The organism is Cellulomonas massiliensis JC225 (assembly GCF_000312005.1).
Taxonomy (GTDB): domain Bacteria; phylum Actinomycetota; class Actinomycetes; order Actinomycetales; family Cellulomonadaceae; genus Cellulomonas; species Cellulomonas massiliensis.
This window is the reverse complement of sequence record NZ_HE978588.1, coordinates 384,442-395,538: the sequence shown is the minus strand read 5'-3', so window position 1 is coordinate 395,538 and position 11,097 is coordinate 384,442. Positions and strand designations below refer to the sequence as shown.

At 74.4% G+C, this 11,097-nt stretch carries 9 protein-coding genes; 1 reads left to right on the top strand and 8 read right to left on the bottom strand.

From position 1 onward, the window contains the following. Nucleotides 1-1,003: iron chelate uptake ABC transporter family permease subunit (locus tag HGCM_RS16420; RefSeq protein ID WP_147572953.1), on the top strand; the 1,003-nt coding region annotated here is incomplete at its 5' end. Nucleotides 1,004-1,009: 6 nt separating this feature from the next. Here HGCM_RS16420 and HGCM_RS01830 read toward each other — a convergent pair. From HGCM_RS01830 to HGCM_RS16410, 8 genes are all read right to left on the bottom strand, one after another. Then, nucleotides 1,010-2,593, bottom strand: coding sequence for an alpha-amylase family glycosyl hydrolase (locus HGCM_RS01830; RefSeq protein WP_218917028.1), 1,584 nt, complete (start codon nucleotides 2,591-2,593; stop codon nucleotides 1,010-1,012). A 7-nt stretch (nucleotides 2,594-2,600) separates the two neighbouring features. Beyond that, complete coding sequence (locus tag HGCM_RS16415) at nucleotides 2,601-4,475, bottom strand: GH39 family glycosyl hydrolase (RefSeq protein ID WP_019135186.1); 1,875 nt, start codon at nucleotides 4,473-4,475, stop codon at nucleotides 2,601-2,603. After that, nucleotides 4,472-6,127: a glucoamylase family protein gene (locus HGCM_RS01820; protein ID WP_019135185.1), complete on the bottom strand. Its 1,656-nt coding sequence runs from the start codon at nucleotides 6,125-6,127 to the stop codon at nucleotides 4,472-4,474. Before HGCM_RS01820 ends, HGCM_RS16415 begins: the two co-directional genes overlap by 4 nt. Nucleotides 6,128-6,199: 72 nt before the next feature. Further along, nucleotides 6,200-7,093 carry a carbohydrate ABC transporter permease gene (locus tag HGCM_RS01815; protein ID WP_019135184.1) on the bottom strand — a complete coding sequence of 298 codons (894 nt, stop codon included), beginning with the start codon at nucleotides 7,091-7,093 and terminating at the stop codon, nucleotides 6,200-6,202. Then, the gene (locus HGCM_RS01810; protein WP_019135183.1) at nucleotides 7,090-8,202 is read right to left on the bottom strand and encodes a carbohydrate ABC transporter permease; all 1,113 of its coding nucleotides are present in this window, start codon (nucleotides 8,200-8,202) and stop codon (nucleotides 7,090-7,092) included. The genes HGCM_RS01815 and HGCM_RS01810 overlap by 4 nt, the downstream gene beginning before the upstream one ends. Nucleotides 8,203-8,205: 3 nt before the next feature. Further along, nucleotides 8,206-9,477, bottom strand: coding sequence for a sugar ABC transporter substrate-binding protein (locus tag HGCM_RS01805; RefSeq protein WP_019135182.1), 1,272 nt, complete (start codon nucleotides 9,475-9,477; stop codon nucleotides 8,206-8,208). A 38-nt stretch (nucleotides 9,478-9,515) separates the two neighbouring features. Next, nucleotides 9,516-10,493, bottom strand: coding sequence for a LacI family DNA-binding transcriptional regulator (locus tag HGCM_RS01800; RefSeq protein WP_026075186.1), 978 nt, complete (start codon nucleotides 10,491-10,493; stop codon nucleotides 9,516-9,518). 285 nt (nucleotides 10,494-10,778) lie between these two features. Continuing rightward, the coding region (locus HGCM_RS16410; RefSeq protein WP_147572566.1) for a DUF2599 domain-containing protein at nucleotides 10,779-11,097 on the bottom strand (319 nt) is incomplete at its 5' end.

The window sequence follows — 11,097 nt, the reverse complement described above, 5'->3', positions numbered from 1 at the left end:
GGGCGCCCGCCCGGCGACGCGGCGCCGGCACCTCGCCGTCGTCGGGGTCGCGGTCGTGCTCCTCGTCGCGGCGCTCGTCGCGGGCCTGCTGCTGGGCGACCGGCTGCTGCTCACGGGCGACGTGGTGAACTGGCTGGCCGGCACGAGCGGGCGGCAGGTGAGCTTCGTGCTCGACCAGCGCGTGCCGCGCGTGCTCGCCGCGCTGCTCGCCGGCGCCGCGCTCGGCCTCGCCGGCACGTCGGTGCAGGCCGTGGCCCGCAACCCGCTCGCGGAGCCGAGCCTGCTCGGCGTGACCGGGGGCGCGGGCCTCGGCGCCGTCACGGCCGCCGTGCTCGTGCCCGCGGCGTCGCTGTGGTCGACGTCGCTGGGGGCCGTGGTCGGCGCGCTCGCCACCTTCGCCCTCGTCTACCGGCTGGCCTCGCGCCGGGGCCTCAGCTCCGACCGGCTCGTGCTGGTGGGCATCGGCACGTCGGCCGCGGCCGCGTCGCTCATCACGCTCGTCGTGGTCGCGACGAACCCGTGGAACACGACGATGGCGCTCACGTTCCTCTCCGGCTCGACCTACGGCCGGACGGCCGCGCAGGTCTGGCCGGTCGCGGCGGTGCTCCTCGTCCTCACGCCGCTGGTGGTGCGGTGGCGTCGCGACCTCGACGTGCTCGCGGTCGACGACGACCTGCCCCGCGTGCTGGGCGTCCGGCTGGAGCGGACCCGGCTCGGCGTGCTCGTCGTCACCGCGCTGCTCACGGCCGCCGCCGTGACGGCCGTCGGGGTGGTCGGCTTCGTCGGGCTCGTCGCGCCGCACCTGGCCCGCGCGCTCGTGGGCTCGCGGCACGCGCGCGTGGTCCCGGTCGCGATGCTGCTCGGGGCGCTCGTCCTGAGCGTCGCCGACACGCTCGGCCGCACGGTGCTCGCCCCCACCCAGGTGCCGGCGGGCCTCGTGACGGCGCTCATCGGCACGCCGTACTTCGTCGTGCTGCTGTGGCGGAGCCGGCGAGCGGGCTGAGACCTCTCAGCGGACGGTGCCCGCCCCGGCGGCGACGACGCCCGGAGGCACCGTGCACCACACGCACGCACCCGGCGGGACGACGTCCTGGTCGAGCACGCCCGTCGACGACGCGACGACCTCCCAGCCGGTGAGCGCCAGCCGGTGCGGACGGTTCGAGGCGTTGAGCACCGCCACCGCCTCGCCGCGCAGCGCGACCAGCACGCCCGGGTGCGGGTCGATCCACCGGACCGTGGCCGACGACTCGCGCCACAGCGTCCGGCGCAGCGCGAGCGCGTGCCGCAGCACGGACCACGGCGACGTCGGGTCCTGCTCCTGCGTCGAGCGGGCGTACGCCTCCCAGCCCGGCGGCTGCGGCAGCCACGGCGTGCCGGTGGTGAAGCCGCAGGCCGGCTCGTCGGGCGTCCACGGCAGCGGGACGCGGGCGCCGTCGCGGCTCAGCTGCTCGCCGTCGCTGCGCAGCGCCTGCGGGTCCTGCCACGCCTCGCGCGGCACGTCGACCTGGGGCAGCCCGAGCTCGTCGCCCGCGTACAGCGTGAACGAGCCGGGCATCGCCAGCAGGAACAGGTGCAGGGCGAGCGCCCGCTCGCGGCCCACCCGGGACGCGACCCGCTCGAAGTCGTGGGAGCCGAGCACCCAGCCGGGCAGCGACCCCGCCTCACGGTGCGCCGCGAGCTGGAGCTCGACGGTGCGCTGCAGAGCGGACGCCGACCACGGCGTCTGGAGCACCTCGAAGGCGAAGGCGTGCCCGAGCTCGTCGGGGCGCGCGTACAGCGCGGTGCGCTCGGGCGGTCCCCACACCTCCGCGACGGCGAAGACGCCGGGGCGCACGCCGTCGAGCACGCGCCGCCACGAGCGGTACACGTCGTGCACCTCGGTCCGGTCCCAGTGCGGGTGCGGCTCGCCGCGCCGCACCTCGGCCAGCAGCGGGTGCTTCATGAGCCCGCCGGCCACGTCGACGCGGAACCCGTCGACGCCGCGCTCGGCCCAGAACACCAGCGTGCGCTCCAGGTCCGCGCGCACGTCCGGGTGCGTCCAGTCGAGGTCGGGCTGCTCCGGCGCGAACAGGTGCAGGTACCACGCGCCGTCCGGGAGCCGCGTCCACGCGGGCCCGCCGAACACCGAGCGCCAGCGGTTCGGCGGCCGCCGCCCGTCCGGGCCGGTCCCAGGCCGCAGGTGGAAGCGCCCGCGCGACGGGTCGTCCGGGCCCGCGGCGAGCACCTGGCGGAACCACGGGTGGGCGACGGAGACGTGGTTCGGCACGACGTCGACCAGCACGCCGAGCCCGAGCCCGTGCGCGCGCTCCACCAGCGCGTCGAACGCGGCGAGGTCGCCGAACAGCGGGTCGACGCCGCGGTGGTCGGCGACGTCGTAGCCGTGGTCCGCCTGCGGCGAGGGGTAGAAGGGCGTGAGCCAGACGGCGTCGACGCCCAGCCGGGCCACCGCGTCCAGGTGCGCGGTGACGCCGGCCAGGTCGCCGACGCCGTCACCGTCCGAGTCGGCGAACGAGCGGACGTAGACCTCGTACACGACGGACCGTGAGTCGACCCGCGGTCGCGCGGCCGGGGGGTCGGGCGGGGTCGAGGTCACGGCCACCTCAGGTTCGGACGAGCTCCACGAGGACGATCGACGGGTTCGGCAGCTCGACGGCGAGGGTCGCTCGGCCGTCCGCGGTCGTGACGGTGCCGCGGTCGAGCACGGCCAGCTCGTCGGCGGCCCGCAGGCGCGCCCACTGGTCCTCGTCGGGCCAGTCGGCGCCGGGGTCGTCGGGCGTCGAGCCGTTCATCGACAGCCACAGTCCGGTGACGTTCGAGTGGGTCGCGTCGACGCGTGACTCGGACACCCGCCACGTGCCGTCCGCGAGCCCGTCGAGGGCGAGCGTCACGGTCCGCGCGAGCGCGGGGGAGCCGTCCACCTTCGACTGGTCGAGCGTACCGTTCCAGAGGGCCACGGCGACGCGTCCGTCCTGGTCGCGCGAGGCCCAGGCCTCGACCAGCCCGCCCGCGCCGTCGCCCGTCACCCGGGCCTCGAGCTCGTCGTCGCCGAGCTGCTCCAGCAGGTGCAGCGCCCACCACCGGGGCTTGCGCAGCTCTCCCACGGTGCGCAGCCCGAACCCGCCGTGCACGAGGCGCGGCGGCCGGCCCAGCTCCTCGAACTGGTCGGAGACGACCCAGTAGGACAGCGCGTCGATCCGCCCCGCCGCCGAGCGCATGCCGCGCACGAGGAACGCGGCGCTGAACGGCCCGTCGTTCGCGTTGCCGAAGTGCGTCGGGCTGACGCCCCACTCCGTCCACCAGATCCGCGCGTCCTCGCGGCCGTACCGGGCGAGCGTCCCGCGCAGGTCCAGCGGCGCGTTGCCGTACGTGTGGGTCGAGACGAAGTCCAGAGGCGCGCCCGACCCGGCGACGTGGGCCAGGAGCCCGTCGACCCAGCCCGCGGCGGCGGTGGACGGGCCGCCGACCACGAGGCGGTCGTCGACGTCCCGCACGGCCCGCACCGTCACGTCGTAGAGGCGCCAGAACTCCTCGCGCGTGCCGGACCAGAACACCTCCAGGTTCGGCTCGTTCCAGACCTCGAACGACCAGTGCTCGCGCACCTCGTCGAGCCCGTACCGGTCGACGACCGCCTGGACGAGGCCGCGCACGAGGTCGGCCCAGCGGTCCCAGTCCTTCGGCGGGGAGATGATCGCGCCGTAGTCGAACACGGTCGCCGTGGGGTCGGACGCGAGGTCGCGCGGCATGAACGAGATCTCGACGACCGGCCGCAGGCCCAGCGCCATCACCTTGTCGTAGGTCGCCAGAACCCCCGAGAAGTCGTGGACCGGCTCGCCGTCCACCTCGCGGTACACGCCGAGGTCGTCGCAGAGGATGGCGTGGGCGCGCACCGTCTCCACGCCGAGCTCGTCGTGCGCGTCCCGCAGCGCCGAGGTGAGGTCCGAGGCGATCGACTGGCCGCCGACGGTCTCGTCCGACAGCAGCAGCGACAGGTGCTCCGAGCCGATCATCGGACGCCACGGGCGCGGCAGCGGGCGGACGACGGACGTCGCGTCGACGGCCACCTCGACCGCCGCGCCCTCGCCCGGCAGCGAGGCGCACTCGAGCACCTCGCCGGGCGCGCCCGTCACCGAGACGTCGGAGACCGTGGCGACGGCGTAGCGGTACGTGACGCCCGGTTCGCCGGTCGTGTCGGCGTAGGGGCCGTGCGGCACGGCGAGCACGTCGCCGCCGCCGTGGTCGAGCGGGCGCAGCTCCTCGTCGGGCGCGCCCGCCGGGGCACGCATCACCTGGTAGCCGACGGCACCGGGCACGGGCTGCCAGTCGACCGTCACCTGCCCCACCCCCGCGGCGACGCGCACGCCGCCGGGCGGGTCGAGCACCGGGATCGAGCCGGCCGCCGACTCGTCCGAGGCCAGCCCGATGCGGGCCTCCCAGTCGCTGCGGGCGTCGGAGCGGGCGTCGGTGCCGTGGGTCACGAGTCCTCCTGGGTGGTGGCGGCGGAGCCCGCGGTCGCGCCGACCGAGAACTCCTCCTGGCCGATGAGCGGGCGCAGGACCTTCTCGACCTGCTTCGTGCCGAAGGCGCGGTGCAGCACGTCATGGCCGAGCAGGTTGCCGATCGCGCCCATCACCATGCCCTGGTCGAGCGAGAGGTAGCGCTGCGCGGTGGTGCCGGAGCGCACCGCGACCGAGTCGTAGAAGCCGCCGGGGCCGTAGGCGCCGAGGTCGTCCTCGATGCCCCGCAGGTTGTCGACGGCCTCCCGCGGCGCGTAGGCGAGCGCGAGGGCGGAGGCGTGCGGCGTCACCACGCCGTCGCCGAAGGTCGGCTCGGGCGCGCCCGGGGCGGGGTTGGTCGCCTCGCGGCAGCCCGCGTACCCGCGGTCGACGTTCGTGCCCTCGCGGTCGGACGGGTAGCCGCCGGGGTCCATGCCGATCTCGTCGACGCCGTACACCGCGTACCCGCCGAAGGGGTTGCTGGCGGGGGAGAAGCCCCAGTAGCCGTACCCGGCCTGCTCGAGCCCGTGCTCGATGTGCGCGCGGACCGCCAGCGGGTGGTTCTTGCCCCAGCTGTTCGGCGCCCACCGCGACTCCGGCACGAACAGGTCGGGCATGAGCTCCTCGAACATCGACCCGCCCCACGTCGGCACGACACGCGTGCCGCGGTAGGTGAACGCCCCCTCGAAGACGTCGATGCCCTCGTAGGTCCGCGTCGTCCCCACCGGGCGCTGCTCCAGCCACGACCAGTCGCACGACGCCGGGAAGGTGCGGTTCGTCGCGAAGTAGTGCTCCGCGGGGATCTGCCCGCGGGCGATGCCGATGTAGGACGCGATCCGCGGCTCGGAGTTGAGGATGTCGTAGTGGTGGCACGTGAACAGCACGTCGGCCCCGTCCACCTGGCCGGGCTCCGAGCACTGCGTCCCGGAGTCCTCGACCCAGAAGCCGCCCCGCAGCATCCCGGGCCGGTCGCCGCCGAACTGGTCGGCGTCGTAGAACGACCCGAAGTCCATCTCGGTGAGGATCGCGTCGGCCTCCGCGCGCAGCTGCGGCTCCGCGGTGCGCACGACCATGAGCGCCGCCGCGAACCAGCCGTTGTCGACGCTCGACACGAACGGGAAGATCTGCTCGCCCGAGCCGGGGAACTCGAGCAGCTTCTCCCCGGTCGCCTCGTCGTACCAGTTGTAGAACATGCCGCTCGGCTCGTGCTTCTCCATGCCCGCGACGGTCGTGAGCGTCCGGCTGATCCGTGCCCGGGCCTCCCGGCCGGAGACGAGCCCGAGCTCGTCCGCGACGACGGTCGACCACAGGTAGGCCCCGATGTTGGTGGGGCTCGTGTAGCCGGAGCGCGAGGCCGCGTCGAGGTCGCCCTCGATGTTGTCGGCCGGCAGCCCGGTGCGCTCGTCCGTCATGGCGACGAACGAGTCCCAGGTGTCGGCGGCCCAGCGGCGCAGGTCGGCGCGGTCGGCGCGGGTCAGCTCGCGGACGGCGGGCGTCGGGCCGTGGCCGTGCCCGCCCGGCCCGCCGGCGCCGCCGTGCGGCGAGCCTGCGGCGACCGCGGACGTCGTGCCCGCGGCCAGCAGGCCGGCGGTCGCGACGGTCGCCAGGGTGGTGCGGACGGTGGGGAGTCTCATCGTCGAGCCCTTCTCGTCGGGTCTTCTCGTCGGGTCTTTCTCGTCGGGTGGTGCGTGCGCCGTGCGGCGCGGTCAGGACTTGAGGCCGGTCGTCGCCAGCCCCTGCACGAAGTGCCGCTGCAGGAGCAGGAAGACGATCAGGATCGGGAGCAGCACGACGACGGCGCCCGCGAGGAGCAGCCCGTACTGCGTCTGGTTCTGGCCGACCGAGTAGAGGGCCAGGGCGACGGGGAGCGTGTACATGTCCTCCGTGCTGGCGACCACCAGCGGCCACAGGAAGTTGTTCCACGAGGCGAGGAACGTGAGGATCGCGAGCGTCGCGAGCGCCGGCTTGCACAGCGGCATGACGACCTGCCAGAAGATCCGCAGCTCGCCCGCGCCGTCGACGCGCGCGGCGTCGATGAGCTCGTCCGGGATGCCGAGCATGAACTGGCGCATGAGGAACACGCCGAACGGGCCGGCGAGGAACGGCAGGATCAGCCCCCAGTAGGTGTTCACCATCCCGAGCTGGCTGACCAGCACGAACAGCGGGACCAGCGTCACCATCCCGGGGATCATCAGCGTCGCGAGCACGATCCGGAACAGCCACGTGCGCCCGACGAAGTCGATCTTCGCGAACGCGTAGCCGAGCATCGAGCAGAACACCAGGTTGCCGAGCGTCACGGCCAGCGCGACGGCGAGCGAGTTGGTGAAGAACTGCGCGAAGTCGAGGCGGGTGAACAGCTCGCGGAAGTTGTCCCACGTCGCCTCCTGCGGCCACCAGGTCGGCGGGTTGCGGCGCAGCTCGCCGTCGGTCTTGACGGAGCCGAGCAGCATCCAGACGAACGGCGTCAGGACGAGCACGAGGCCGAACGACAGGACGACGTACAGCCACGCGCGGGGCCGGGGCTCACCGATGCCGGAGCCCACCTCGCCGCCGCCGCCGCGGGGGGCGTGCGTGGGCCGGTCGAGGGTCGTGGCGCTCATGCGGGGACCTCCGTGTCGCGTCGGTCGGCGGGGCCGACGGCTCCGCCGCGGGGCGCGGCCACCGGGGCGTCCTCCACGGCGGGCCGGCTGCCGCGCAGCAGCGCGAGGATGCTGCGGCGCCGGCCGGTGCCCGTCTCGTCGCGGTCGCCGAGCAGCCGGAACTGCACGACCGTCAGCAGGACGATGGCGAGGAAGAGCACGTACGCCATGGCCGCGGCGACGCCGTAGTTGCCGAAGCCGAACTGGTTGTAGATGAGGTACGACACCGAGAGGGTCGAGTTCAGCGGCCCGCCCTGCGTCATGACGAACGGCTCCTCGAAGAACTGCAGGAACCCGATGCCGGTGATGACGCCGCCGAACAGGATCGTCGGGCGGATGCTCGGCAGGGTGACGCGCGTGAGCCGCTGCCACGCGTTGGCGCCGTCGAGCGCGGCCGCCTCGTGCAGCGCCTTGGGCACCGACTGCAGCCCCGCCAGGAAGATGACGACGAGCGTGCCCATGGACCGCCAGACGGCCATCGCGATGAGCGACGGCATCGCCCACGTCGTCGACCCGAGCCAGTCCGGCCCCTGGATGCCGAACCAGCCGAGCACCTCGTTGATGAGGCCGTTGTCCGGGCGGTAGAGGAAGCGCCACACCACCGCGACCGCGACGATCGACGTGACGACCGGCATGTAGTAGCTGACGCGGAAGAACGCGGCGGCGCGCGTGATGCCGGTGTTGAGGGCGACGGCGATCGCGAGGGCGACGCCCATCGTCAGCGGCACCCCGACGACGACGAAGTACAGGGTGTTCAGCGCGGCCTTGTGGAACGTCGCGTCGGTGAGCACCGTGACGACGTTGTCGAGGCCGACGAAGTTCACCGCGAACGGCGTGCGCAGGTCGCGGCTCTTGATGTCCGTCACCGCCATGAACAGCGACGAGACGACGGGCCACGCCATGAAGACGAGGAACAGGACCACGAACGGGGCGGCGAAGCCCCACGCGACGAGGCTGCGCCGACGGCGCAGGCGCGAGCGGCGCCGGGGCGGGGCCGGCGAGGAGGCGGGTGCCTCCCCGCCGGCCGGCGAGCCGGTGCCCACCCGCACGGGACGGGCGACGGTGGCCATGGGTCAGAGCCCCGTCCCGATGGTCTCGGCCTGCTGCTGGATCGCCTTCGCCGCGGCGGCCGGGTCCTCGCCGCTCTTGCAGACCTTCTCGAGCTCGGTGTCGATGACGTTCGCGATCTGCTCCCAGGTCGGGATGGCCGGCGGCGCCTGCGCGGTCGTCATCTGGTCGCCGAACACCTTGAGGCGCTCGTCGTCGGCCAGGTCGCCCTGCTGCCACGCGCTCTCGACCGCGGGCAGGTCGCTGACCTCCTGGTACCAGGCGGCCTGCGTCTCGGGCTCGGACAGCCACTGGACGAACTTCCACGCGGCGTCGCGGTTCTTCGCGTCCTTGAACACGGCGAGGTTCGAGCCGCCGATGAACGACGCCTTCTCCTTGCCCTCCGGCATCGGCGCGAGCGTCACGCCGTCCATGAAGCCCTCGCCGCCGGTCTCCTCGAGGATCCCGATGTGCCACGGGCCGGAGACGAACGAGCCGATCTTGCCGTCGACGAAGTCCGGCTCGAGCGTGCCCTCGGGCAGCTGCGTCGGCGCCAGCTTCTCGGTGAAGAACGACTGGTAGTAGGTCAGCGCCTCGACGAACTCGGGGGTGTCGAAGCTGAACGTGCCGTCGTCGTAGATCTCCGCGCCGGCCTCCCAGGCGAACGGCAGGAACGTCTGCCACGCGCCGGTCTGGCCGGGCTGGAGGTTGATGCCCCAGGCGGCGCCGGCGTCCTTGAGCCCCTTCGCGGTCGCCTTGAGGTCGTCCCAGGTGGCCGGGGTGGGGGAGACGCCGGCCTTCTCGGCGAGGTCGGTGTCCAGGTACAGCACCCGGGTCTCCACGTACCACGGCACGCCGTAGGAGACGTCGTCCACCTCGGTGGAGTCCCAGGCGCCGTCGAAGAAGGCGTCGTCGTCGACGACGTCCGGCGTGACGTCGAGCGCGCCGGTGGCGGCGAACTCGCCCATCCAGGTGGTGCCGATCATCGACACGTCCGGCACCTGGTTGCCCGCGATCGCGTTGGCGATCTTGTCGTGCGCGGCGTCCCAGGGGATCGCGGTGACCTTGATCGTCGCGTCCGGGTTCTCCTCCGAGAACGCCTTCGCGAACTCGCCGAGCTTCTCTCCCTCGGTGCCCATCGCCCAGACGGTGACCTCGCCGGTGGCGGGGCCCTCGCTGACGGCCGTGCCCTCGCTCGGCGCGGCGGTGCCGGGACTGTCGGAGCGGCCGCACGCGGCGGTCGTCACGAGGGTGACGGCGGCCAGCGCGGCGACGGTGACGCGCGTGGTGGTTCTCATGGTTCCTCCTCGACGGGACGCCCCGGGGGCCGGAGGCGTCAGTGCGTCCCGCAGCTCGCGCGGACCACCAGGTCGGTGGGCAGCGTCTCCGAGCGCGGGGTCGTGCGGGTGCCGGTGATGCGGTCGTCGAGCGCGCGCGCGGCGAGGGCGCCGAGCGTGCGCATGGGCTGGCGGACGGTCGTGAGGCCGGGACGGGAGTGCCGCGCGGCCATGACGTCGTCCCACCCGGTGACGGCGAGGTCGACGCCGACGCGCAGGCCGGCGTCCTCCGCGGCCTGGATGGCGCCGAGGGCGATCTCGTCGTTGGCGCAGACGAGCGCGTCCGGGCGGTCGGCGCGGGCGAGGAGGCCGGCCGCGGCGCGCCGGCCGGCGTCCTCGTCGTACGAGCAGCCGGTGACCTGCAGGCCCGTGCCCCGCGCGGCGAGCGCGTCGTGCACGCCCGCCCAGCGCTCGGCCGCGTCGTGCGAGTCCTCGGGGGAGCCGAGGAAGCGCGCGTGGCGGACGCCGTGGTGCGCGAGGTGCTCGCCCAGCGCGACCGCCGCGCGGCGGTTGTCCGTGTGCAGGGCGTCCGCGCCGGCCACGGCCGGGCGGGCGAGCAGCACGACCGGGACGCCGCTGTCCACGATCGCGCCGATGACCTCGTCCGGGACCGTCCGGCCGAGGACCACGAGCCCGTCGACCCGGGCCGCGAGGTCGCGCACGGCCCCGACCGGGTCGGGGCGTCCGTTGGTGCCGAGCACGATCACGCTGCGGCCGGCCTGCGACGCGGCCTCCTCGTAGCCGAGCAGGACCTCGGCGTAGTACGGGCCGGACAGGTCCGGGAAGACGATGCCGTTGGCCGCGTGCCGCCGCTCCGCGAGCGAGGTGCCCGCGTGGCTCGGGCGGAAGTCGAGCTCCGCGACGGCGGCCAGGACGCGCTGCCGGGTCGGCTCGGCCACGGGTGCCGAGCCGCGCAGCGTGCGTGAGACGGTGGCGATGCCGACGCCGGCGCGGGCGGCGACGTCGTAGATCGTCACCGGCCCGCCGTGCCGCCGGGCGCCGGCACCGCCGGACGTGTCCGCGCGCCCGGGCGCCACCGACGGGCCGGCCGCGGACGACGGCGCCGTGGCGGTCGGCCGTGCGTCGGCGGGACGGGCGCCGGCCTCGTCGGGAGGATCGCTCGGAAGCGCTTTCACAGTGACTACCGTCACAGGTCCGAACCGGACATGCAAGCCGAACCGGACGAGCCGTCGGCCGTGGGAACGCTTCCCTCCGGCGTCCTCGCAGGTCACGCCTGGGCGATGATCACGCGCAATTCGCCGTCAGACAGGGTTGCACAGGGCGCGGATGGTCGCAGCGAGGCCGACGTCCGGCCGCCACGGCTCCAGGTTCCACGTCGCCTTGTCCGGCGCCCCGATCTCGTGGCACCGCAGCTGGTCGAGCATCGTCGCGGACCCGGCGTCGGGCTCGGCCGCGACGAGCTGGCGGCGCACGAGCGCCCGGGCGGCGTCCGAGCCCCGCCGCGCCCAGGCCGACGGCGTCACGGCGAGCGAGCGCCCGCCTTCGCGCTCGCCCCACGCGGCGTCCTCGACCGCCGTGCCCGCGAACCACAGCGCGCCCGGGCCGGCCAGGCGCAGCACG